Raw genomic sequence first — 22,283 nt, 5'->3', positions numbered from 1 at the left:
GCCCCCTTTTGTGCTATAATAAAGTAAAGTTGTAAGGAGCGTAAGAGAATGGAAAAGAAAATTGTCCGAGATGTCTTATTCTTGTCGCAGGTCTCGAAACCTGCAAGTCAGGAAGACCTTTATCTGGCTAAGGATTTGCAGGATACCCTGCTGGCTAATCGCGAGACCTGTGTCGGTCTGGCGGCTAATATGATTGGGGTGCAGAAGCGCGTGATTATCTTTAATCTTGGTCTAGTTCCCATGGTTATGTTTAACCCCATTCTCCTTTCCTATAAAGGACCTTATGAGACAGAGGAAGGTTGTTTGTCTTTGACTGGGGTTAGAACGACGACTCGTTATGAAACGATTACGGTTTCCTATCGCGATAGCAAGTGGCAGGAACAGACTATTACGCTAACAGGTTTTCCAGCTCAGATCTGCCAACATGAACTGGATCATTTGGAAGGACGGATTATTTAGGAGGAACTCAGATGAAACGCATACTATTTGAACTTGTTTTTATTGCAACGACCTGGTATATCTTTTTGCCTCCCTTCAATCTTACTAGCTGGGAATTCATCTTCTTTCTCTGCGGGCATCTGGTGGTGACGGGGCTTTTGTTTAGTTTCCGCAAGGATTCCAATATCATCAAAACGGTTCATGTACGTCATGGCAAGCCTGCCAACGAGCTCAATCTAGAAGGACTCCATTTTACCAAACTCAGTAGAGGATTGTTTCTGGCCGCAGGCCTTATCTTTGCCCTTGCTGGTCTTGTTAGCCTAGTAACCTCTAGCTTTTTCCAAGCAAAAAATTATGCTAATGTGGTATCCATTACAGAAAAAGACTTTAAAGATTTTCCTAAGAGTGATACCAGTAAGGTTCCAATCCTAGATCGGAGCACTGCAGAGAAGATTGGAGACCGTTATCTAGGCTCTCTGACGGATAAGGTCTCCCAGTACGTGGCAGCAGATACCTACACTCAGCTGACGGTTGATGGAAAGCCCTATCGGGTGACACCTTTGGAGTATGCCGACCCGATCAAATGGTTTAATAATCAGTCCAAGGGAATTGGCGAGTATATCAAGGTTGATATGGTGACAGGAAATGCGGAATTGGTGGATTTAAAAACGCCAATGAAGTATTCAGACTCCGAGTACTTTAATCGCGATGTCAAACGTCATCTTCGAATCAAGTACCCAACCAAGATTTTTAAAACGCCCTCCTTTGAGGTGGATGATGAAGGCAATCCTTTCTATGTAGCAACCGTTTATCAAAAGCAGTTTGGTCTAGGAGTTCCTCGCCCTTCGTCTGTTATTATCTTAGACGCCACCAATGGAGAAACCAAGGAATACAGCTTGGATGAAGTACCAGAATGGGTGGATCGTGTCTATCCAGCAGAAGAAACCATCCAGCAAATCAACTATAACGGCAAGTATAAAGACGGCTTCTGGAATGCCTTGATTTCTAAGAAAAATGTTACCCAAACGACAGAGGGCTATAACTATCTTTCTATCGGAAATGACATTTATCTCTACACGGGTGTGACTTCAGCAAATGCTGACGAAAGTAATTTAGGATTTATCCTTGAAAACATGCGCACTGGTGAAATCACCAAGTACAATCTAGCATCAGCAACCGAAGAATCTGCCCGAGCTTCCGCAGAAGGGGCCGTGCAAGAGAAGGCCTATAAAGCGACCTTCCCTATTCTTGTCAATCTCAACGACAAACCACTCTATATCATGGGCTTGAAGGACAACGCAGGCTTGGTCAAGGAGTATGCTTTGGTTGATGCAGTAGAGTACCAAAACGTCATCGTAGCAGCTACGGTAGATGAACTCCTCAGCAAATATGCCAATAAAAATGACCTCGAGCTGGATAATGAAACGGTAGAAAACATTAAGGGAATCGTCTCAGACCTTAAATCAGCTGTCATCAAGGGTGACACCGTCTACTTCTTTAAAGTTGATGGCAAGATATATAAGGTCAAGGCTTCAGTGTCAGACGACCTTCCTTACCTCGATAATGGCCAATCTTTCGAAGGTCAAGTTGGAAAAGATAACTATCTCAAAACCTTTAAAGTACAATAATACTCTTCGAAAATCAAATTCAAACTACGTCAGCGTCGCCTTGCCGTACTCAAGTACTGCCTGCGGCTAGCTTCCTAGTTTGCTCTTTGATTTTCATTGAGTATAAAAATAGGTTTTCTCAGTTCAAGGAGAAAAAAGATAAATTCTTATCTATCTTAACAAGCTTAGCTGGCACAGCCCTTGTTCTCGTGGCTATCTGGTTAGGATGGCCAAAATAAACAGAGAAACCTCGGTATGAACCGAGGTTTTTAAGATGAAATTCTTGGTCGTGATTGAAAAATATGCTACACTAACAATATGAAAATTTTAATCCCAACAGCAAAAGAAATGAACACCGAAATCCCTAGTTTAGATGCGAATCCACTGAGTCCTGAAAGTCAGGCAGTTCTTGACTCACTGGCGCACTACTCAGCTAGTGAATTAGAAAGTTTTTATAAGGTATCTGCCGAGAAAGCAGAAGAAGAATACGCTCATATTCAAGCTCTAAAAGATCGAAGGGCTAAGAATTATCCAGCCTTGAAACTCTTTGATGGTCTCATGTATCGCCACATTAAGAGAGATAAATTGACCGAGACTGAACAAGCCTATCTTGAAGATCATGTTCTGATTACCTCGGCTTTGTATGGCGTAGTTCCAGCCCTATCTCCCATGGCGCCTCACCGCTTGGACTTCTTGATGAAGTTAAAAGTGGCTGGAAAAACCCTGAAGAGTCATTGGAAATCAGCCTACGATGAGGCGCTAGAGGATGAGGACTTGATATTTTCTCTCTTGTCATCAGAGTTTGAAACTGTATTTTCTAAGGCAATCAGAGAAAAGATGGTGACCTTCAAATTTATGGAGGACAAGGCTGGTCAGTTGAAGATTCACTCAACCATTTCCAAGAAAGCGCGTGGGGCCTTTTTGACCGCCTTGATAGAGGGGCAAGTTCAAACTGTTGAACAAGCTCGCAAGCTCAGTTTCGCCGGTTTTGACTATCGACCTGATTTATCAAGTGACTTAGAACTCGTCTTTGTGAAATAAGGATAAAACCAGCTCATTCGAGCTGGTTTTTGCTTGATTAGTTGATGGCTGCAAGAAGGTTGTCAGCTTGTTTGGCAAGTGATGAAGCAGTTGTTTCTTCTAACACCAATTTTCCGTCTGCCCAAGCAGAGTCATTGACACGTGCAGCAGTGAAATCACCAACGACTTGTGTACGGATAAATGGCAAGAGGTCTTTATAAATCGCAAAGAGTTGATCGTGACCGGCATTGGCTACAGATGAGACAGTAACAAACTTGTCTTGGAGGGCAGAAGCACCACGTGTATCAGACAAGTCAATGGCACGAGAGAGCCAGTCAAGCAAGTTTTTCACTGTTCCAGGGATAGAGAAGTTGTAGACTGGAGAGAAGATCCAGATAGCATCGGCAGCAAGGACAGCTTCGCGAGCAGCAGCTACGGCTGGATGAGTTGGAACTTCAAAATCTTGGCTGAAGAGGGGAACAGCTGAGTAATCAAGATAGCTAACTTCCGCTTTTCCGGCAAGTGCTTTTTCAGCTTCGAGGGCCATTTGGTGGTTGAAAGAACCTTGGCGAAGTGAACCGACGATAAATAATACTTTTTTAGACATGATATGTCTCCTTTAGTTTAAAATTCAAAGAGCGAACCCTTTTGTTACCATCTATGTTACAACAAAAAATACTAATTAGCAATAATTTTGCTCACAAATTTTTAAATTTTTTTAAAATGTGGATTAAGTCTTCCTTTTCGCTATCTTCCAAGATGCTGAGTGCTTCTACGATAGAATCGATATGGTCAGGGAGAACCTCTTCGATTTTTCTGCGTCCTGCAGGTGTTAATTTCAGGAAAAAAGAACGACGGTCTTTTGGATCACAAGTTCTAGAAATCCACCCATCTCGAACCATGTTTCGAATAACAACAGTCATGTTTCCAGAAGTGGCCAACATTTTTTCAATCAAATCCTGAATACGCAGTTCTCCCTTGCTATAGAGAGTTTCCAGAACGGAAAATTGAGTAGGGGTTAGTCCGTGTTCTTTGGCAGCCTTGGTTTCATAAGGTTTAAAACTTCGCATCGCTTTATTGATAACGATAGCCGTTTTCAAGTCTAATTGATTTTGGGAAATTTTCTCTTTCAAATATTGTTTCATAAGGGTATTTTATCAATAATTAGATAGAAAAACAAGAACTGATATTTTATAGGAAAAGATTCTCAGAATGTTTCTGTCATTACTTGTAATAAAGAAGGAGAGATGGTAAAATAGACGAGTGAAACAAAGACAGAAAAAAGCAAAAAACAAGCTACTTATGCAGTATGGAATCGGCATTTCTCTGGTGCTGCTAGTCATGACGACTTCCTTCCTTTATCTGATATCACTCAGCATGAAACCCTATCAAGATGCTAGGGTTGAGGGAGAAAAACTGGCCAAGCAGTATGCAGAATTGGAAAAGGCAGATCAGGTTGATTTTTATAATGGACTAGAAGGTTATTACAGCGTTTTAGGACATAATAAAAAGCAAGAGGCCATTGCCGTGCTGATTGAAAAGAATGAACATAAGATTTACGTTTATCAGCTAGATAAGGGGATTTCTCAAGACAAGGCAGCGACGATTTCGAGGGAAAAAGGAGCTAGCGACATTGACAAAGTCACCTTTGGTCGTTATCAGGACAAGCCGATTTGGGAAGTTAAGTCGGGAAACCAGTACTATCTGGTTGACTTTGAAACAGGAGCAGTGATCCAATAAGGAGGGCATATGAAACTATCCAAACGTGTACTAGAAATGGAAGAGAGTGTTACTCTAGCCAGTGATGCAAGAGCCAAGGCATTAAAAGCTCAAGGAAAGGATGTTCTTTTCTTAACCTTGGGACAGCCTGATTTTCATACTCCTGAAAATATTCAGGATGCGGCGGTGGAAGCGATTCGAGATGGACGAGCTTCCTTCTATACAGTTGCTTCAGGCCTACCGGACTTAAAAGCGGCGGTTAATACCTACTTTGAACGCTACTATGGCTATTCCGTAGCAGCCAACGAGGTTACCTTTGCCACAGGTGCTAAGTTCTCTCTCTATACCTTTTTTATGGCTGTGGTCAATCCAGGTGATGAGGTCATCATCCCTACACCATATTGGGTCAGTTATGGAGACCAAGTCAGGATGGCAGAAGGTCTGCCAGTCTTTGTCCAAGCTAAGGAAGACAATCACTTTAAGGTGACAGTGGAGCAACTAGAAGCGGCCCGAACAGACAAAACCAAGGTCTTGGTTCTCAATTCGCCATCGAATCCGACCGGTATGATTTACACTCGTGAGGAGCTCTTGGCTATCGGAAATTGGGCGGTTGAGCATGATGTCCTCATCCTAGCAGATGATATCTACGGACGTCTAGTTTATAACGGAAATGAATTTGTTCCTATCTCTAGTCTGTCAGAAGCGATTCGCCAGCAAACCATCGTTATCAACGGTGTATCTAAGGCATATGCCATGACTGGTTGGCGGGTAGGTTATGCAGTAGGAAATCCTGAGATTATTGCTGCTATGAGCAAGCTAACAGGACAAACAACCTCAAACCTAACTGCTGTATCACAATATGCTACCATTGAAGCCCTGACTGGACCACAAGACTCCGTCGAAACCATGCGCCAAGCATTTGAGGAACGTTTGAACACTATTTACCCTCTCTTGTGCCAAGTACCAGGATTTGAAGTTGTCAAGCCCCAAGGAGCCTTCTATCTCTTCCCAAATGTTAAAAAAGCGATGGAAATGAAGGGTTATACCGATGTGACGGAGTTTACAACAGCTATCCTTGAAGAAGTCGGTCTTGCCTTGATTACAGGAGCTGGATTTGGAGCACCAGAAAATGTTCGTCTCAGCTATGCCACGGACTTGGATACCTTGAAAGAAGCCATTCGCCGTTTGCATCAATTTATGGAAAAATAAAACTCAAAATCTTCGCCTTTTTGGCGAAGATTTTTTGTAACGAAAATCTCGCGAATTTTCTCTAGTCGAACCTAGCTATCGCAGTCTATTTATGGTAAAATAGTGGGTAATGATGTCTTCGGACAAGTTAAAGAAAAGGAAGATAGATTATGACAAAACGTGTAACAATTATCGATGTAAAAGACTACGTTGGTCAAGAAGTGACCATCGGAGCCTGGGTTGCCAACAAATCAGGAAAAGGGAAAATTGCCTTCTTGCAATTGCGTGATGGAACTGCTTTCTTCCAAGGTGTAGCCTTTAAACCAAACTTTATTGAAAAATTTGGTGAAGAGGTAGGGCTTGAAAAATTTGAAACGATCAAACACTTGAGCCAAGAAACGTCTGTTTATGTGACAGGAATTGTCAAAGAAGACGAACGTTCTAAGTTTGGTTATGAGCTCGATATCACAGATATCGAAGTCATCGGTGAATCTCAAGACTACCCAATCACTCCAAAAGAACACGGAACAGACTTCTTGATGGACAACCGTCACTTGTGGCTCCGTTCTCGTAAGCAAGTAGGGGTCATGCAAATCCGTAACGCTATCATCTATGCAACCTATGAGTTTTTTGACAAGAACGGCTTCATGAAGTTTGATAGCCCAATCCTTTCAGGAAATGCGGCTGAAGATTCAACAGAACTCTTTGAAACAGACTACTTTGGGACACCAGCCTACTTGAGCCAGTCAGGTCAGCTTTATCTTGAAGCAGGTGCTATGGCCCTTGGTCGTGTCTTTGACTTTGGTCCAGTATTCCGTGCTGAAAAATCAAAAACACGCCGTCACTTGACTGAGTTCTGGATGATGGATGCGGAGTACTCATATCTGACTCACGATGAGTCACTTGACTTGCAAGAAGCTTATGTTAAAGCCCTTCTTCAAGGTGTTCTAGACCGTGCTCCTCAAGCCTTGGAAACCTTGGAACGTGATACAGAGCTCTTGAAACGCTACATTGCAGAGCCATTTAAACGCATCACTTACGATCAAGCCATTGACCTTTTGCAAGAGCATGAAAACGATGAAGATGCAGACTACGAGCATTTGGAACATGGAGATGACTTCGGTTCACCACACGAAACTTGGATTTCAAACCACTTTGGTGTGCCAACATTTGTCATGAACTACCCAGCAGCTATCAAGGCCTTCTACATGAAACCAGTCCCTGGAAATCCAGAGCGCGTGCTTTGTGCAGACTTGCTGGCACCAGAAGGCTATGGAGAAATCATCGGTGGTTCTATGCGTGAGGAAGACTACGATGCCCTTGTCGCTAAGATGGAAGAACTGGGTATGGATCGTACAGAGTATGAATTCTACCTTGACCTTCGTAAATACGGTACAGTACCACACGGTGGATTCGGTATCGGTATCGAGCGTATGGTAACTTTCGCAGCAGGTACAAAACACATCCGCGAAGCGATTCCATTCCCACGTATGTTGCACCGTATCAAACCATAAGAAGACTAAAACGCCATAATAGGCGTTTTTTCAAAACACTATCATACTTGAAGGAAGAGGTGAGGAACATGTAAAGTTAGGATTGACAAGTGACAAACACAAAGATACATATACACTTGTTAAAGGAGAAATGATGTTTAAACCAAATTATCGGAAGAATATCGGTCTCATGGCTGGTGTGGAATTTTTTGCCTTTCTAGGCATTACCAGCTTTTGGATTCTATTTCTCAGTCAAAACGGGATGTCGCTTTGGCAGATTGGCTTATTGGAAAGTATTTTTCACGCCACCAGTGTCATTTGCGAAATTCCCTCTGGAATGTTAGCTGACCGCTATTCCTATAAAACCAATCTTTATCTTAGTCGGATTGCTGGGATCGCATCGTCTATTCTCATGCTAGTTGGGCAAGGTAATTTTTGGATTTATGCCCTCGCTATGGTGGTGAGTGCCTTGTCTTATAATTTTGATTCGGGGACGAGTGCAGCCATGGTTTATGATTCGGCCGTGGAGGCTGGATTAAAAGATCGATACTTGTCTATCTCAAGTTTTATGTCAGGAGTAGCAGAAGGAACTCGGTCTTTGGGGACCGTTTTAGCAGGATTTTTTGTCCATGGTCAATTGCACTTGACCTACTATATCATGATTGCCACTTCTATAATCGTTCTTTTCCTAACTTGGATGCTAAAAGAGCCTAGTGTTAAAGCGCAAAAATCTGAGCGTCTGACCATGAAAAAGATTATGTTGACTGTTAAAGAGGAGTTGCGGAGAAACCCCAGTCTTTTTAGTTGGATGATTCTGTCCCAAATCATCGGGACACTGATGTGCATGTTTTATTTTTACTATCAAAATCAACTGCCGGACTTAGAAGGATGGCAGATTTCGATGGTCATGCTGATCGGCAGTGTTTTGAATATCTGGGCAGTTTATCTAGCGAGTAAGATTGGAAAGAAATATTCCGCCTTAAAGCTCTTTCCAATTCTTGTACTCTTAACGGGAGTGACCTACTTACTTTCCTACTTTGGTACGCCACGGATTTATATTTTGATTTATTTGATTAGTAACGCCTTATATGCTCTCTTTCAACCGATTTTTGACAACGATTTACAAAAGCGACTCCCAAGTGAGGTACGTGCAACCATGCTAAGTGTCTACTCCATGATGTTCAGCCTGAGTATGATTGTTATTTTTCCTCTAACGGGTTGGCTGATTGATGCTCTAGGTTTTGTAGTAGCCTTCATTTACTTAGGATTCTTTTTAGTAATAGTCGGCTTCTCATTATTTTTCATTTTGAAAGAGATGACCAGAGCTTTAGAACTGAAAGAGAATGTTATTTCTAAGCAATAGAGTTATTTTTCATTTTTATCTTTTTTCTCTTGCTATCTACTAGTATTTCTAGTATAATAGTTAATTGTGAGCAAACCTCACTTACCCCTTGCAAAGTCTTGGGGTCATTAGACCAAAAGGAGGAACATATCAATGGCTAAATACGAAATTCTTTATATCATTCGTCCAAACATTGAAGAAGAAGCGAAAAACGCTTTGGTAGCACGTTTTGACTCTATCTTGACTGACAACGGTGCAACTGTTGTTGAATCAAAATCATGGGAAAAACGTCGTCTTGCATACGAAATCCAAGATTTCCGTGAAGGACTTTACCACATCGTTAACGTTGAAGCAAACGACGACGCAGCTCTTAAAGAGTTTGACCGTCTTTCAAAAATCAACGCTGACATTCTTCGTCACATGATCGTCAAACTTGACGCGTAAGAAGGTAAATTATGATTAACAATGTTGTACTTGTAGGGCGTATGACACGTGACGCTGAGTTGCGTTATACCCCATCAAATGTAGCAGTTGCGACTTTTACTCTTGCAGTAAACCGTACATTCAAGAGTCAAAATGGCGAACGTGAGGCTGATTTTATCAATGTCGTTATGTGGCGCCAACAGGCTGAAAATCTTGCTAACTGGGCTAAAAAAGGCTCTCTTATCGGGATCACAGGTCGTATCCAGACTCGTAGTTACGATAACCAGCAAGGACAACGTGTCTACGTAACAGAAGTCGTGGCTGAGAATTTCCAAATGTTGGAAAGCCGCGGAGTGCGTGAAGGACATACAGGTGGGGCTTATTCTGCACCAACTGCTGGTCAATCAGCACCTGCAAACCCAGTACCAGACTTTTCACGTTCTGAAAATCCATTTGGAGCAACAAATCCATTGGACATTTCAGATGATGATTTACCATTCTAATGGACAATTAATACTATAAAGGAGAAAAAACATGGCTCAACAACGTCGTGGCGGATTCAAACGCCGTAAAAAAGTTGATTACATCGCAGCAAACAAAATTGAATATGTTGATTACAAAGATACTGAGCTTCTTAGCCGTTTCGTTTCAGAACGTGGGAAAATCCTTCCTCGTCGTGTAACAGGAACTTCAGCTAAAAACCAACGTAAAGTAACAACAGCTATCAAACGCGCTCGCGTAATGGCTTTGATGCCTTTCGTAAACGAAGATTAAAAAAGAGGTCCGGGTGGACCTCTTTTTCATGAGCTCGGAAATAAGAAAGCGAATTAAGACCCATATGGGTCTTTTTTTCACGAGCCTTGAAATGAGAGAGCAAGTTGAGGTCCGGGTGAATCTCTTTTTCATGTGCTTGAAAACTAGAAAGCGAATTAAGACCCCAACAGGTCTTTTTTTCACGAGCTTTGAAACGAGGGAGCGAGTTGGGTCCGGGTGGACCTCTTTTTCATGAGCTTGAAAACTAGAAAGCGAATTAAGATCCCAACGGGTCTTTTTTTCACGAGCTTTGAAATGAGAGAGCGAGTTCGTTCCAGTGGCCCTTTTTTTAGACTTTTCCAGGACTCTGTTAGAATGGAGTCCCTTTTGACCTAGCAAGATTTTTTTGTCTTACTAGGTTTTTTCTTTTAATCTTTATTATCGTGCTATAATGGTAGAAGAAAGCTATAAAGGAGCAACTTATGAAGACGACATGTTCAATTAGAAAAATGCAAGAATCTGACATAAAAAATCTATCTCGAGGATTTATCAGCCAAGGTTGGCCAAGTAGAGAGGAGATTTTAACTCGATACTTTAAGGAGCAAGAAAGTGGGGAGAGAGAAGTCTTAGTTGCAGAGGTTGAGGGTGCTGTAGCGGGTTACATTACGATTTTACCCGACGCTAAGCAGGGGCCTTTTGCTGGAATGGCTCCAGAACTTTCAGATTTCAATGTCTTTGAGCCCTTTCAAAATCAAGGTATTGGAAATCTCTTGCTGGAAGAAGCAGAAAAACGAGTTAGGCTCATATCGGATAAGGTGACCCTTGGTGTTGGGCTCCATTCAGGCTATGGTCCTGCTCAGAGATTGTACATCAAACGAGGCTATATTCCAGATGGTTCAGGTGTTTGGTATCGAAATCAGCCCTTGGAAATGAATGCTACTATTCAAAATAATGATGATTTAGTTCTGTACCTATCCAAGAAATTCGAATAAGAGATAGTGAATTTCTTTGAAGGTAGGGGATTTCTCTACTTTATGGTATAATGGAAAGAGTGATGGAAAAGAGGTAGAGAGATGGATGCAAAATTAAAATACAAGGCAAAGAAGATTAGAATCGTCTTTTTTGATATTGATGATACCTTGCGTACGTCAAAGACGGGCTTTATTCCGGTGACAATTCCCACTGTTTTTAAGCAGTTGCGAGAGAAAGGGATTTTAACAGGTATTGCCTCTGGGCGCGGTATTTTCGGTGTTGTTCCAGAGATTAGAGACCTCAAGCCAGACTTTTTTGTGACCCTGAATGGGGCCTATATAGAAGATAAAAAAGGTCAGGTCATTTATCAGCATCAGATTGCCAAAGAAGATGTGGAAGAATACATCGCTTGGACAAAACAAGAGGGGATTGAGTACGGCTTGGTTGGCAGTCATGACGCCAAACTCTCCACTCGAACAGAACTGATCAGTGAGGCAATTGATCCGATTTATCCAAACTTGGATGTGGATCCAGATTTTCATGAAAAAGTAGATATATATCAGATGTGGACCTTTGAGGAAAAAGGAGATGACTTGCACTTGCCAGATTCTTTGTCGGATAAACTTCGCATGGTGCGTTGGCATGAACATTCATCTGATATAGTGCCTATTTCAGGTTCAAAAGCCACAGGTGTAGCCAAGGTGGTGGAGCATTTAGGCTTGAAACCAGAGAATGTCATGGTCTTTGGAGACGGTCTCAATGACTTGGAACTCTTTGATTATGCAGGAATTAGCATTGCCATGGGAGTTTCCCATGAAAAAATCAAAGAAAAAGCAGATTATATTACAAAAACAGTAGAAGAAGATGGCATTTTTGATGCCTTAGAAGGATTTGGTATGGTAGAAAAAGAATTGCATTTCCCACAAGTAGACATTGAAACAGTAGAAGGTCCTCTCGCGACCATTAAGACAAATCACGGAGACTTGCGTATCAAGCTCTTCCCTGAACAGGCTCCCAAAACAGTAGCCAACTTTGTTGCGCTTTCAAAAGACGGTTACTATGATGGTGTGATTTTCCACCGAATTATCAAGGACTTTATGATCCAAGGTGGAGATCCAACTGGTACTGGTATGGGGGGCGAGTCAATCTACGGTGACTCTTTTGAAGATGAATTTTCTGAAGAACTCTATAATGTTCGTGGCGCTCTTTCTATGGCCAATGCTGGTCCAAATACCAATGGAAGCCAGTTCTTTATCGTGCAAAACCAACACTTGCCATATTCTAAGAAAGAGATTGCGCGTGGTGGCTGGCCTGAACCAATCGCTGAGATTTATGCAGAACAAGGTGGAACTCCTCACCTTGACCGCCGCCATACTGTTTTTGGGCAATTGGTAGATGCAGAATCTTTTGCTGTCTTAGATGCCATTGCAGCTGTTGAGACTGGTGCAATGGACAAACCAGTTGAAGATGTGGTTATTGAAACGATTGAAATTGAGGACTAGAATGAAAATTGGTGATAAGCTAACTGGGCGTATTACAGGAATTCAGCCCTATGGTGCCTTTGTCGAGTTAGAGACAGGGGTGACAGGGCTGATTCACATCTCGGAAATCCGAACGGGATTTATTGAGAATATCTATGATATTTTAAAAATTGGTGATGAGGTTCAAGTACAGGTGGTGGATTTTGACGAATACACTGGGAAAGCCAGTCTTTCTATCCGTACTTTGGAGGAAGAAAAACATCAATTACCAAGACGGAGACGTTTTTCAAATGATCGTATCAAGCATGGTTTTGCGCCACTTGCTCGAATGATGCCAGTTTGGACGCGTGAAGCATTAGAACATTTAAAGAAGAAGCCATAATACGATTATCTAAAACATTTGTAATATTAACATCGTTTGTTATAATGAAAGTATGAAAGAAGAACAATTATTAAAATCAGGAGAGCGAATCAACCAGCTCTTTTCGACAGATATCAAGATCATTCAAAATAGAGAAGTGTTTAGCTATTCGGTGGATAGTGTTCTCTTGTCACGCTTTCCTCGCTTTCCTAAAAATGGCTTAATTGTGGACTTTTGTGCTGGCAATGGTGCAGTAGGACTTTTTGCAAGTAGTCGTACCAAGGCAAAAATTCTCTCTGTAGAAATTCAGGAGCGTTTGGCGGATATGGCAGAGCGTTCGGTTCGGTTGAATGGCTTGGAAGAGCAGATGCAGGTTATTTGCGATGATTTGAAAAATATGCCTGCTCGCATTCAGGGAAGTAAGGTGGACATGATTTTGTGCAATCCGCCTTATTTCAAGGTGGATCCGCATTCTAATCTGAACGAAAGTGAACACTACCTCCTAGCAAGACACGAAATTGCGACTAATCTTAAGGAAATCTGTCGAAGTGCTCAGAGTATTCTCAAGTCTAATGGCCGTTTTGTCATGGTTCATCGTCCAGATCGACTTTTGGATATTCTAGAAATGCTTCAACGCCACAATTTAGCACCCAAGCGCCTGCAATTTGTCTATCCTAAACGAGAAAAGGAAGCCAATATGCTTTTAATCGAAGCTATCAAGGATGGATCTATTAGTGGCTTCAAGGTCTTGCCACCGCTCATTGTTCACAATGACGATGGTTCCTATACGCCAGAAATTCAAGAGATTTACTATGGATCATAAGGCATATATGTATGTGGTGGAGTGCCGTGATGGTTCTTACTATACTGGTTACACGATAGATGTGAAGAAACGCCTTGCCGTTCATAATAGTGGTAAGGGTGCCAAGTATACCCGAGCTCGATTACCTGTCAAACTTATCTATGTAGAGGCTTTTGCTAGCAAGGAAGAAGCCATGTCTGCCGAAGCTCTCCTCAAACGAAAGAAACGTCCACAGAAAGAACAATTTTTATCCGAAAATCAAGAAAAAAATCTAGTTAACGATATTGATGTCTAATGAGGAGTCCTTTGATTCCTCTTACTTTTGTCAAAAGAAGAAAAAAGTGCTACAATAAGATGAATAAATTTAAAGAGGTATTATCATGTCTAAGATTCTAGTATTTGGTCACCAAAATCCAGACTCAGATGCCATCGGGTCATCTGTAGCCTTTGCCTATCTTGCAAAAGAAGCTTATGGATTGGACACAGAAGCAGTAGCACTTGGAACTCCTAATGAAGAAACAGCTTTTGTTTTGAACTATTTTGGTGTAGAAGCACCACGCGTCATCACATCTGCTAAAGCAGAAGGTGCAGAGCAAGTCATCTTGACTGACCACAATGAATTCCAACAGTCAGTATCAGATATCGCTGAAGTAGAAGTTTACGGTGTTGTGGATCACCACCGTGTGGCTAATTTTGAAACTGCCAGCCCACTTTACATGCGCTTGGAACCAGTTGGATCAGCTTCATCTATCGTTTACCGCATGTTCAAAGAACATGGTGTGGCAGTTCCTAAAGAAATCGCAGGTTTGATGCTTTCAGGTTTGATTTCAGATACCCTTCTTTTGAAATCTCCAACAACACACCCATCTGATAAAGTCATTGCTCCTGAGTTGGCTGAATTAGCAGGCGTCAACTTGGAAGAATACGGTCTTGCTATGCTGAAAGCTGGTACTAACTTGGCTAGCAAATCTGCTGAAGAATTGATTGATATCGATGCTAAGACTTTTGAACTCAATGGAAATAAGGTTCGTGTTGCCCAAGTCAATACTGTTGATATTGCTGAAGTCTTGGAACGCCAAGCAGAAATCGAAGCAGCAATGCAAGCGGCTAATGCAGCAAACGGCTACTCAGATTTTGTCTTGATGATTACAGATATCGTCAACTCAAACTCAGAAATCCTTGCTCTTGGATCAAACATGGACAAGGTAGAATCAGCCTTTAACTTTAAACTTGAAAACAACCACGCTTTCCTTCCAGGTGCCGTTTCACGTAAGAAACAAGTGGTGCCTCAGTTGACTGAGAGTTTTAATGGGTAATATTTAAAGAATATTTGAGACTGTTAATTTGACTATTTATAGAAGGTGATAGCATGATGCGATTGATTGAAGGACTGCGCTTTTTGGTTGAGGTTGTGGCAATCCTTGGTCTTTTCTCCGTGTCTGTGATACAAATTTCTTGGCTGGAAAAATTCCTATTTTTTCTTCTAGCAGTTCTATTAATCTTATTTTGGGCACGATATATGGCACCAAAATCTCCACATGCTTTTAAAAAATGGCATCGACTTGTTGCTGAGATATCGATTTTTATTTTAGTTAGTGGTAGTTTTTGGTATTTGTATGGATTACAAATAGGAATCCTATACTTAGTTCTGTCTTTTGGAAGTTTGGGTCTGCTTTATTATTTTCAGCTAGAGTGATTCTTATAATATAGTTAATGAATTATTTAAATGGTAATTATTTGACTGGAGATTGACACGAGAAAACGTTAGTTTCCTTATAGTTAAAGGGGTTTCGGCTCCTTTTTTTCTAGGAGAGAAAGATGTTAGAAAATGGTGATTTGATTTTTGTGAAGTACCTTTCAGATATGGGGCAGGCCATCCAGGTTTCTACTGGGAACTATAGTCATGTAGCCATCTTTTTGGACGGTTTCATCTACCATGCTAGTGGGCAAGCAGGGGTCATTTGTCAAGAACCGGCTGAATTTTTTGAACCAACTCATCTCTACGATCTTTATGTCTATCCAGAGCTGGAAGCTGACTTGGTAAAGGAGAGAGCTAGCAAACATTTGGGTGCACCCTATAATAGCTCGTTTTATCCAGATGGGTCTGGCTTTTATTGCTCCCAGTATATCGCTGAAATCCTACCGATTTTTGAAACTATTCCCATGAAATTTGGGGACGGGGAGCAGGAGATCAGTGATTTTTGGAGGGAATACTACAGGAAACTCGAAATTCCTGTGCCCCTGAATCAACCAGGGACCAATCCTAGTCAACTAGCAGCATCCCCTCTTTTAGAATGTAAAGAAAGGAATCTTTATGATTCAGATTTTTAATCCCTCCCGTTTGACTCAACAGCCATTTTTTATAGATTTGGTGGACTATCTGGACCAGCATGACGATGTGATCCTTCGAGGAATCAAGGCCCAGTTTCCAGATGTGGCAGTTGATAAACTCATGGAAGAGTATATAAAGGCAGGTTTGATCCGAAGGGAAAACAAACGTTATTCCCTTAATCTCCCTTTTCTAGAATCAATAGACAGTCTGGTCCTTGACCAAGAGATTTTTGTCAGAGAGTATAGTCCAGTCTATCAAGCTTTGCTGGAGAAGACTTTTGAGACAGAATTGCGCAATCAAACCAATGCTGCCATTTTAGTCGAATCTACAGATTTTGCTAGAGAAAAGATGACCCTGTCTAATTATTTCTACAAGGTCAAGCACCAATATCCTTTGACAGAAAAACAGCAGAAACTCTATGCCATTTTGGGAGATGTCAATTCTGAGTATGCTCTCAAATATATGACGACTTTTTTGTTAAAATTCCTCAAAAAAGATCAACTGATGCAGAAACGCCGTGATATCTTTGTGGATAGTTTGGTCGTCCTAGGCTATATTGTTCAAAATGAAGAAGGGAAGTATGAGTTGGCTGTTGATTTCGACAAGGAACGGTTGACTTTCTATTTGTCTTAATTGTTTGCTTTTGAGCAGATTGTTTGACTTTGCTAAAGAATAAGCATAAACTAAATGTAAGCGATAACCATTATCGTATTAAAAGCAAAGGAGACAGAGCTATGTCACTTGAAAATAAATTGGATCAAGCAACTGGTGCTATCAAAGAAGGATTTGGTAAAGTTACTGGCGATAGCAAGACAGAAGCAGAAGGCACTGTAGAAAAAACAGTTGCCAAAGCAAAAGAAGTAGTTGAAGATGCTAAAGGTGCTGTAGAAGGTGCCGTTGAAGGTCTTAAAAATTCATTTAAAAAAGAAGACTAAAAAAATCAAGGGAATGTTTCCCTTGATTTTTTTATAGATAACGTTCTGCGATGGCTGCATCTCCAGGATAGTCTTCTTTCTTTCCTTGGACGATCTGGTAACAATCAGCTCCCTTACCTGCAATAATCACGGCATCAAGTTCTTGATTTGTGATGGCCATCGCTGCTTTGATGGCTTCTTCACGATCGGCAATCTTTTCAACAGGATGACTGATGTAGCTGCTGATTTCTTCAGCAATGGCCATTGGATCTTCATAGTTTGGATCATCAGCGGTGAGAAAGACTTGAATCTCAGGATGTTGATTGAGAAGGAGTCCAAAGTCTTTGCGCCGACTTTCACCCTTGTTTCCAGTCGAACCGAGAACCAGAACAATCTTTCCAGTTTGATGGGTTTCAACAACAGAAATCAGTTTTTTCAGACTATCACCATTGTGGGCGTAGTCGATGAAGACCTTGGCTCCATTTTTCTGAGTGAGAACTTCCATACGTCCAGGAACGCGGGTTGCAGCGATCCCTTTTTTGATGTCCTCCAGACTGGCACCTAGACGAAGACAGGCAAGTCCTGCAGCAACTGCATTTTCTTGGTTAAAGTGGCCGATGAGTTGGATATCATAATCACCAGCGAGTTTACCTGTAGCTGAAAAGCTAAAGGCTTTGGAGTTCTCGATTTGGTTACTTGACTGGCTACCATAGAAGTCATGCTCTTGATCTTCCACTTGTTCTTTCAATACAGAAAAGTGGTCCATGTCGCTATTAATGACAACTGCTCGGCTATTTTTCATCAAGAGACGTTTGTGATAGAAGTAGTCTTCAAAGCTAGGATGCTCAATCGGACCGATATGGTCAGGAGTGATGTTAAGAAAGACACCTACATCAAAGGTCAGGCCATAGACTCGATGAACAAGATAGGCTTGGCTAGAGACTTCCATTACAAGATGGGTTCTTCCATTCTTAACAGCCTGGGCCATCATGTCGAAAAGATCGATATTTTCAGGCGTTGAGAAGGAAGATTTAAAGAAGGTCTTGCCATCCAGAGTTGTGTTCATAGTTGACAAGAGAGCTGTTGGGTAGCGTTGAGATAGGATGTGGTAAGCAAAGTAAGCAGCTGTTGTCTTCCCTTTTGTCCCTGTGAAAGCGAGAATTTTGAGTTCCTCTTGTGGATTACCATAAAATTCCATAGCAATCAAACTCATGGCTTTTTTGATATCGTTCACAACTATGACGGGGATATCGACCTCGTAGTCCTTTTCTGCGACATACCAAGCTAAGCCCTGACTTATAGCAGAAAGGAGGTATTCTTTTTTAAAGGCAGCGCCTTTTGCAAAAAAAAGAGTCCCTTCTTTTACTTTTCGACTGTCGTAACTGATGCTGTCAAAAACAACTTCACTGTAGTTGTAGTGGTAATGACCTTGGTCAATAATCTCGCGAAAAAGGCCATCTTTCTTTAAAATATCTAATACGGTTTCAATCTTAATCATACTTTCTATTATAAACTTCAAGCCCGAATTTTACAAGTAACAAGGAAAAGTTTATAATGGAAGATAAGGAACTTTTCCTAGTTATCAAAATTGAATGAGGAAGCTATGTCTAACGAAAACAATCACCAGCAAGCCCAGATGTTGCGAGGGACTGCTTGGCTAACAGCTAGTAACTTTATTAGTCGCCTCCTTGGTGCTATCTACATTATTCCCTGGTATATCTGGATGGGAACTTATGCAGCCAAGGCAAATGGTCTCTTTACCATGGGCTACAATATTTACGCCTGGTTCTTGCTGATTTCGACAGCGGGTATTCCAGTTGCGGTTGCCAAACAAGTGGCTAAGTACAATACCATGCGAGAAGAAGAGCACAGCTTTGCCTTGATTCGGAGTTTCCTAAGCTTTATGACGGGTTTGGGTCTAGTCTTTGCTTTGGTCTTGTATCTCTTTTCTCCCTGGTTAGCAGACTTGTCAGGTGTGGGGAAAGACCTGATTCCTATCATGCAGAGCTTGGCTTGGGCGGTCTTGATTTTCCCATCTATGAGTGTCATTCGAGGCTTCTTCCAAGGGATGAATAACCTGAAACCTTATGCCATGAGTCAAATCGCTGAGCAGGTGATCCGTGTTATCTGGATGTTGATGGCAACCTTCTTCATTATGAAGATGGGTTCTGGTGACTACTTATCAGCCGTTACTCAGTCAACCTTTGCAGCCTTTGTGGGGATGGTGGCAAGTTTTGCAGTTTTGATTTATTTCCTTGCCCAAGAAGGTTTGCTTAAAAGAGTCTTTGAAACACGGGATAAAATCAATAGTAAGCGACTCTTAGTCGATACCATCAAGGAAGCCATTCCCTTTATCCTGACAGGATCAGCCATTCAACTCTTCCAAATCTTAGACCAGATGACCTTTATCAATAGTATGAAGTGGTTTACTAACTACAGCAATGAAGACTTGGTTGTCATGTTTTCTTATTTCTCTGCCAATCCTAATAAAATTACTATGATTTTAATCTCTGTGGGGGTTTCAATTGGGAGTGTCGGTTTGCCATTGTTGACGGAAAACTATGTAAAAGGTGACTTGCAGGCAGCGGCTCGCCTAGTCCAAGATAGCCTTACCATGCTCTTCTTATTTCTACTGCCTGCAACGGTTGGAGTGGTCATGGTAGGGGAGCCTCTTTATACAGTTTTTTACGGTAAGCCAGATAGTCTGGCCATGGGCTTATTTGTCTTTGCAGTTTTGCAGTCTACTATCCTAGGATTGTATATGGTCTTGTCTCCTATGCTTCAGGCCATGTTCCGAAACCGCAAGGCAGTTCTTTACTTCATCTATGGTTCCATTGCTAAGATCGTCTTGCAATTGCCAACCATAGCTATTTTCCACAGCTACGGTCCTTTGATTTCAACGACTATCGGCTTGATTATTCCAAATGTCTTGATGTACCGAGACATCTGCCAGGTAACAGGTGCTCGTCGAAAGATTATATTGAAGCGAACCATCTTGATTACCATCTTGACCCTTGTCATGTTTATCCTAGTTGGCTTCTTGCAGTGGCTACTCGGTTTTGTCTTCCAACCAAGTGGGCGTTTCTGGAGTTTCCTTTATGTGGCTCTCATCGGAGGGATTGGAGGAGGTCTTTATGGTTTGATGAGCCTACGGACACGACTCTTGGACAAGATAATCGGCAAAGCTCAAGCAGACCGACTACGTACACGATTGAAAATATCGTAAAAAGATTTATAAATAAAAGTAATGAATTTAACCTTTCTTTAACAGAAAGGTTTTTATACTACATTTTTCTTAAAAAAAGAGAACTTTTTCTAAAATCAAGAGCAAAAAATATGCTTTTTTAAGTTTTTCTTCAGAAATCACTTGACTAAATAAAACCAAAGCTGTATAATAAGACAAAACTTTTAAACAGGAGGTTCTGGAAATGAAAAAGTCTAAGGCCAAGTATCTGACACTTGCAAGTGTCGTGTTAAGCGCAGGTATTCTACTGAGCGCATGTGGAAATTCAAGTAGCGCTACTAAAACATATAACTATGTTTATTCGAGCGATCCATCTAGTTTGAACTATCTTGCAGAAAACCGTGCAACAACCAACGACATCGTGACCAATTTGGTGGATGGGTTGATGGAAAATGACCAATACGGTAACTATGTTCCATCATTGGCAGAGGATTGGACTGTTTCTCAGGACGGTTTGACCTATACTTACAAATTGCGTAAGGATGCAAAATGGTATACTTATGAGGGTGAAGAATACGCCCCTGTAACAGCCCAAGACTTTGTGACAGGTTTGAAATATGCTGCTGATAAAAAATCCGAAGCTTTGTACCTGGTTCAAGACTCGGTAGCAGGTTTGGATGACTATATCAACGGGAAAACAACTGACTTTTCAACTGTCGGTGTTAAGGCGGTTGACGACCAAACAGTTCAGTACACTTTGACACGTCCAGAATCTTATTGGAATTCTAAAACAACTTCAACCATTCTCTTCCCTGTCAATGCAGATTTCTTAAAATCAAAAGGGGATGACTTTGGTAAGGTAGACCCTTCTAGTATTTTGTACAATGGACCTTTCTTGATGAAATCGTTTGTTTCAAAATCTGTTATCGAATTCAAGAAAAATCCCAACTACTGGGATGAAAAAAATGTCTTTGTGGATGATGTGAAATTGGCCTATTATGATGGTAGTGACCAAGATGCACTAGCACGTAACTTTGTAGAAGGAGTATACAGCTACGCGCGTCTCTACCCAAATAGCTCAAGCTTTGAAGGTATTAAAGAGAAGAACAAGGATAACATCATCTATAGTATGCAAAACGCAACTTCTTATTACTTGAACTTCAACTTGGACAGAAAGTCTTATAACTTCACGTCTAAATCTTCAGATATCGAAAAGAAATCAACCCAAGAAGCAGTTCTGAATAAAAACTTCCGTCAAGCCTTCAACTATGCTTATAACCGTACAGCCTATGGAGCACAATCTCAAGGGGAGGACGGAGCAACAAAGATTATTCGTAACTTGGTTGTACCTCCAACATTTGTAAGTATCAACGGAAAAGACTTTGGCGATGTTGTTTCAGAAAAGATGGTCAACTATGGCCAAGAATGGCAAGGAATCAACTTTGCAGATGCTCAAGATCCATACTACAATCCTGACAAGGCCAAGGCTAAATTTGCAGAAGCTAAGAAAGAATTGGAAGCTAAGGGTGTGCAATTTCCAATCCACTTGGATGTAACAGTTGACCAATCAGCTAAAAAAGGTGTACTTGAAGCAAGTTCTTTGAAACAATCCATCGAATCTGTTCTAGGAGCTGAGAATGTGGTTATCGATATCCAACAGCTATCAACAGATGACTTTGACAACTCTAGCTACCTAGCTCAAACTGCAGCTCAAAAAGACTTTGATATCTATAATGGCGGTTGGAGTGCGGACTACTTGGATCCATCAAGTTATCTTGATATCTTAAATGTCAATAACGGTGGTATGTTGCAAAACATTGGTCTAGAACCAGGTGAGGTCAATGACAAGGCTAAGGCAGTTGGTCTGGATGCTTACACTCAAATGTTAGAAGAAGCGAACAAGGAGCAAGATCCAGCAAAACGTTATGAAAAATATGCTGAAATTCAAGCTTGGCTCGTTGATAGCGCCCTTGCAATTCCAAACGTTTCTCAGGGTGGAACACCGACCTTGAGAAAGACAGTTCCATTCTCATCACCATTCTCACAAGCTGGAAATAAGGGTGTCGAATCATACAAATACCTCAAGTTGCAAGATAAGACTGTAACGACTGATGAGTATGAAAAAGCGAAAGAAAAATGGCTAAAAGAAAAAGAAGAATCAAATAAAAAAGCCCAAGAAGAACTGGCAAAACACGTTAAATAACCAGTCTATTCAACAGGAAAAACGATAGTTTCTAAAGGAGCTATCGTTTTT

General features: G+C 41.3%; 26 protein-coding genes. 23 read left to right on the top strand and 3 right to left on the bottom strand.

Going from position 1 to position 22,283, the window contains the following annotated elements:
* Positions 1 to 48 precede the first annotated feature (48 nt).
* The 4 genes from ACUW6H_RS04265 to yaaA all read left to right on the top strand — a co-directional run bounded on the left by ACUW6H_RS04265 (position 49) and on the right by yaaA (position 3,086).
* The gene (locus ACUW6H_RS04265) at positions 49 to 459 is read left to right on the top strand and encodes a peptide deformylase (protein ID WP_000412253.1); all 411 of its coding nucleotides are present in this window, start codon (positions 49 to 51) and stop codon (positions 457 to 459) included.
* Between the two features lie 11 nt (positions 460 to 470).
* On the top strand, positions 471 to 2,066 hold the full coding sequence (locus tag ACUW6H_RS04260) for a hypothetical protein (protein ID WP_454361776.1): 1,596 nt from the start codon (positions 471 to 473) through the stop codon (positions 2,064 to 2,066).
* A gap of 86 nt (positions 2,067 to 2,152) precedes the next feature.
* Positions 2,153 to 2,284: a DUF3953 domain-containing protein gene (locus ACUW6H_RS04255; protein WP_002874755.1), complete on the top strand. Its 132-nt coding sequence runs from the start codon at positions 2,153 to 2,155 to the stop codon at positions 2,282 to 2,284.
* A gap of 79 nt (positions 2,285 to 2,363) precedes the next feature.
* On the top strand, positions 2,364 to 3,086 hold the full coding sequence (yaaA, locus tag ACUW6H_RS04250) for a peroxide stress protein YaaA (RefSeq protein WP_454361773.1): 723 nt from the start codon (positions 2,364 to 2,366) through the stop codon (positions 3,084 to 3,086).
* 37 nt (positions 3,087 to 3,123) lie between these two features.
* On the opposite strand, the gene ACUW6H_RS04245 is transcribed toward yaaA, so the two are convergent.
* Complete coding sequence (locus ACUW6H_RS04245) at positions 3,124 to 3,672, bottom strand: NADPH-dependent FMN reductase (protein WP_454361771.1); 549 nt, start codon at positions 3,670 to 3,672, stop codon at positions 3,124 to 3,126.
* 91 nt (positions 3,673 to 3,763) lie between these two features.
* Complete coding sequence (locus ACUW6H_RS04240) at positions 3,764 to 4,210, bottom strand: MarR family winged helix-turn-helix transcriptional regulator (protein WP_454361769.1); 447 nt, start codon at positions 4,208 to 4,210, stop codon at positions 3,764 to 3,766.
* A gap of 118 nt (positions 4,211 to 4,328) precedes the next feature.
* Between ACUW6H_RS04240 and ACUW6H_RS04235 the strand changes: the two genes are divergently transcribed.
* The 17 genes from ACUW6H_RS04235 (at position 4,329) to ACUW6H_RS04155 (ending at position 16,866) form a co-directional block, all read left to right on the top strand.
* On the top strand, positions 4,329 to 4,805 hold the full coding sequence (locus ACUW6H_RS04235) for a cell wall elongation regulator TseB-like domain-containing protein (protein ID WP_454361767.1): 477 nt from the start codon (positions 4,329 to 4,331) through the stop codon (positions 4,803 to 4,805).
* A 9-nt stretch (positions 4,806 to 4,814) separates the two neighbouring features.
* On the top strand, positions 4,815 to 5,993 hold the full coding sequence (locus ACUW6H_RS04230) for a pyridoxal phosphate-dependent aminotransferase (protein WP_454361765.1): 1,179 nt from the start codon (positions 4,815 to 4,817) through the stop codon (positions 5,991 to 5,993).
* A gap of 149 nt (positions 5,994 to 6,142) precedes the next feature.
* Positions 6,143 to 7,486, top strand: coding sequence for an asparagine--tRNA ligase (gene asnS / locus ACUW6H_RS04225; RefSeq protein ID WP_454361763.1), 1,344 nt, complete (start codon positions 6,143 to 6,145; stop codon positions 7,484 to 7,486).
* Between the two features lie 133 nt (positions 7,487 to 7,619).
* Positions 7,620 to 8,828, top strand: a complete 1,209-nt coding sequence (locus ACUW6H_RS04220) for an MFS transporter (protein WP_454361761.1) — start codon at positions 7,620 to 7,622, stop codon at positions 8,826 to 8,828.
* Between the two features lie 132 nt (positions 8,829 to 8,960).
* Positions 8,961 to 9,251 (top strand): 30S ribosomal protein S6, encoded by a 291-nt coding sequence (gene rpsF / locus ACUW6H_RS04215; protein WP_001151782.1) that lies wholly within the window; start codon positions 8,961 to 8,963, stop codon positions 9,249 to 9,251.
* Positions 9,252 to 9,262: 11 nt separating this feature from the next.
* Complete coding sequence (gene ssbA / locus ACUW6H_RS04210; protein WP_000609596.1) at positions 9,263 to 9,733, top strand: single-stranded DNA-binding protein SsbA; 471 nt, start codon at positions 9,263 to 9,265, stop codon at positions 9,731 to 9,733.
* 31 nt (positions 9,734 to 9,764) lie between these two features.
* Positions 9,765 to 10,004 (top strand): 30S ribosomal protein S18, encoded by a 240-nt coding sequence (gene rpsR / locus ACUW6H_RS04205; protein ID WP_000068664.1) that lies wholly within the window; start codon positions 9,765 to 9,767, stop codon positions 10,002 to 10,004.
* A 461-nt stretch (positions 10,005 to 10,465) separates the two neighbouring features.
* Complete coding sequence (locus ACUW6H_RS04200) at positions 10,466 to 10,975, top strand: GNAT family N-acetyltransferase (RefSeq protein WP_454361508.1); 510 nt, start codon at positions 10,466 to 10,468, stop codon at positions 10,973 to 10,975.
* 81 nt (positions 10,976 to 11,056) lie between these two features.
* Positions 11,057 to 12,457, top strand: coding sequence for a bifunctional Cof-type HAD-IIB family hydrolase/peptidylprolyl isomerase (locus ACUW6H_RS04195; RefSeq protein WP_454361506.1), 1,401 nt, complete (start codon positions 11,057 to 11,059; stop codon positions 12,455 to 12,457).
* A 1-nt stretch (position 12,458) separates the two neighbouring features.
* Complete coding sequence (locus ACUW6H_RS04190; RefSeq protein WP_000689618.1) at positions 12,459 to 12,818, top strand: S1 RNA-binding domain-containing protein; 360 nt, start codon at positions 12,459 to 12,461, stop codon at positions 12,816 to 12,818.
* 52 nt (positions 12,819 to 12,870) lie between these two features.
* Positions 12,871 to 13,620, top strand: coding sequence for a tRNA1(Val) (adenine(37)-N6)-methyltransferase (locus ACUW6H_RS04185; protein ID WP_454361504.1), 750 nt, complete (start codon positions 12,871 to 12,873; stop codon positions 13,618 to 13,620).
* Positions 13,610 to 13,894: a GIY-YIG nuclease family protein gene (locus ACUW6H_RS04180; protein ID WP_454361502.1), complete on the top strand. Its 285-nt coding sequence runs from the start codon at positions 13,610 to 13,612 to the stop codon at positions 13,892 to 13,894. Before ACUW6H_RS04185 ends, ACUW6H_RS04180 begins: the two co-directional genes overlap by 11 nt.
* An 85-nt stretch (positions 13,895 to 13,979) precedes the next feature.
* Positions 13,980 to 14,915 (top strand): manganese-dependent inorganic pyrophosphatase, encoded by a 936-nt coding sequence (locus ACUW6H_RS04175; protein WP_268709218.1) that lies wholly within the window; start codon positions 13,980 to 13,982, stop codon positions 14,913 to 14,915.
* A 53-nt stretch (positions 14,916 to 14,968) separates the two neighbouring features.
* Positions 14,969 to 15,295: a DUF2568 domain-containing protein gene (locus tag ACUW6H_RS04170; RefSeq protein WP_180833378.1), complete on the top strand. Its 327-nt coding sequence runs from the start codon at positions 14,969 to 14,971 to the stop codon at positions 15,293 to 15,295.
* A 122-nt stretch (positions 15,296 to 15,417) separates the two neighbouring features.
* Complete coding sequence (locus ACUW6H_RS04165; protein WP_454361499.1) at positions 15,418 to 15,930, top strand: YiiX/YebB-like N1pC/P60 family cysteine hydrolase; 513 nt, start codon at positions 15,418 to 15,420, stop codon at positions 15,928 to 15,930.
* On the top strand, positions 15,914 to 16,564 hold the full coding sequence (locus ACUW6H_RS04160) for a DUF1803 domain-containing protein (protein ID WP_454361497.1): 651 nt from the start codon (positions 15,914 to 15,916) through the stop codon (positions 16,562 to 16,564). The genes ACUW6H_RS04165 and ACUW6H_RS04160 overlap by 17 nt, the downstream gene beginning before the upstream one ends.
* A 101-nt stretch (positions 16,565 to 16,665) precedes the next feature.
* On the top strand, positions 16,666 to 16,866 hold the full coding sequence (locus ACUW6H_RS04155; protein ID WP_000051179.1) for a CsbD family protein: 201 nt from the start codon (positions 16,666 to 16,668) through the stop codon (positions 16,864 to 16,866).
* Between the two features lie 31 nt (positions 16,867 to 16,897).
* Here the strand turns inward: ACUW6H_RS04155 and ACUW6H_RS04150 are convergent, their stop codons facing one another.
* Positions 16,898 to 18,343 (bottom strand): UDP-N-acetylmuramoyl-L-alanyl-D-glutamate--L-lysine ligase, encoded by a 1,446-nt coding sequence (locus ACUW6H_RS04150; protein WP_454361494.1) that lies wholly within the window; start codon positions 18,341 to 18,343, stop codon positions 16,898 to 16,900.
* 105 nt (positions 18,344 to 18,448) lie between these two features.
* On the opposite strand from ACUW6H_RS04150, the gene ACUW6H_RS04145 reads away from it, so the two are divergent.
* Complete coding sequence (locus ACUW6H_RS04145; RefSeq protein WP_454361492.1) at positions 18,449 to 20,071, top strand: putative polysaccharide biosynthesis protein; 1,623 nt, start codon at positions 18,449 to 18,451, stop codon at positions 20,069 to 20,071.
* 202 nt (positions 20,072 to 20,273) lie between these two features.
* Positions 20,274 to 22,232, top strand: a complete 1,959-nt coding sequence (locus ACUW6H_RS04140) for a peptide ABC transporter substrate-binding protein (RefSeq protein ID WP_454361491.1) — start codon at positions 20,274 to 20,276, stop codon at positions 22,230 to 22,232.
* Positions 22,233 to 22,283 lie beyond the last annotated feature (51 nt).

This window comes from Streptococcus sp. 151470009-6 (assembly GCF_053628175.1).
This window is presented reverse-complemented; position numbering and strand designations above follow the sequence as displayed.

Bases quoted from the DNA above. Each gene is read 5' to 3' on its own strand.
- ACUW6H_RS04265 (WP_000412253.1), top strand. From the start codon at position 49: ATGGAAAAGAAAATTGTCCGAGATGTCTTATTCTTGTCGCAGGTCTCG.
- ACUW6H_RS04260 (WP_454361776.1), top strand. From the start codon at position 471: ATGAAACGCATACTATTTGAACTTGTTTTTATTGCAACGACCTGGTAT.
- yaaA (WP_454361773.1), top strand. From the start codon at position 2,364: ATGAAAATTTTAATCCCAACAGCAAAAGAAATGAACACCGAAATCCCT.
- ACUW6H_RS04245 (WP_454361771.1), bottom strand. From the start codon at position 3,672: ATGTCTAAAAAAGTATTATTTATCGTCGGTTCACTTCGCCAAGGTTCT.
- ACUW6H_RS04240 (WP_454361769.1), bottom strand. From the start codon at position 4,210: ATGAAACAATATTTGAAAGAGAAAATTTCCCAAAATCAATTAGACTTG.
- ACUW6H_RS04230 (WP_454361765.1), top strand. From the start codon at position 4,815: ATGAAACTATCCAAACGTGTACTAGAAATGGAAGAGAGTGTTACTCTA.
- asnS (WP_454361763.1), top strand. From the start codon at position 6,143: ATGACAAAACGTGTAACAATTATCGATGTAAAAGACTACGTTGGTCAA.
- ACUW6H_RS04220 (WP_454361761.1), top strand. From the start codon at position 7,620: ATGTTTAAACCAAATTATCGGAAGAATATCGGTCTCATGGCTGGTGTG.
- rpsF (WP_001151782.1), top strand. From the start codon at position 8,961: ATGGCTAAATACGAAATTCTTTATATCATTCGTCCAAACATTGAAGAA.
- ssbA (WP_000609596.1), top strand. From the start codon at position 9,263: ATGATTAACAATGTTGTACTTGTAGGGCGTATGACACGTGACGCTGAG.
- rpsR (WP_000068664.1), top strand. From the start codon at position 9,765: ATGGCTCAACAACGTCGTGGCGGATTCAAACGCCGTAAAAAAGTTGAT.
- ACUW6H_RS04200 (WP_454361508.1), top strand. From the start codon at position 10,466: ATGAAGACGACATGTTCAATTAGAAAAATGCAAGAATCTGACATAAAA.
- ACUW6H_RS04195 (WP_454361506.1), top strand. From the start codon at position 11,057: ATGGATGCAAAATTAAAATACAAGGCAAAGAAGATTAGAATCGTCTTT.
- ACUW6H_RS04190 (WP_000689618.1), top strand. From the start codon at position 12,459: ATGAAAATTGGTGATAAGCTAACTGGGCGTATTACAGGAATTCAGCCC.
- ACUW6H_RS04185 (WP_454361504.1), top strand. From the start codon at position 12,871: ATGAAAGAAGAACAATTATTAAAATCAGGAGAGCGAATCAACCAGCTC.
- ACUW6H_RS04180 (WP_454361502.1), top strand. From the start codon at position 13,610: ATGGATCATAAGGCATATATGTATGTGGTGGAGTGCCGTGATGGTTCT.
- ACUW6H_RS04175 (WP_268709218.1), top strand. From the start codon at position 13,980: ATGTCTAAGATTCTAGTATTTGGTCACCAAAATCCAGACTCAGATGCC.
- ACUW6H_RS04170 (WP_180833378.1), top strand. From the start codon at position 14,969: ATGATGCGATTGATTGAAGGACTGCGCTTTTTGGTTGAGGTTGTGGCA.
- ACUW6H_RS04165 (WP_454361499.1), top strand. From the start codon at position 15,418: ATGTTAGAAAATGGTGATTTGATTTTTGTGAAGTACCTTTCAGATATG.
- ACUW6H_RS04160 (WP_454361497.1), top strand. From the start codon at position 15,914: ATGATTCAGATTTTTAATCCCTCCCGTTTGACTCAACAGCCATTTTTT.
- ACUW6H_RS04155 (WP_000051179.1), top strand. From the start codon at position 16,666: ATGTCACTTGAAAATAAATTGGATCAAGCAACTGGTGCTATCAAAGAA.
- ACUW6H_RS04150 (WP_454361494.1), bottom strand. From the start codon at position 18,343: ATGATTAAGATTGAAACCGTATTAGATATTTTAAAGAAAGATGGCCTT.
- ACUW6H_RS04145 (WP_454361492.1), top strand. From the start codon at position 18,449: ATGTCTAACGAAAACAATCACCAGCAAGCCCAGATGTTGCGAGGGACT.
- ACUW6H_RS04140 (WP_454361491.1), top strand. From the start codon at position 20,274: ATGAAAAAGTCTAAGGCCAAGTATCTGACACTTGCAAGTGTCGTGTTA.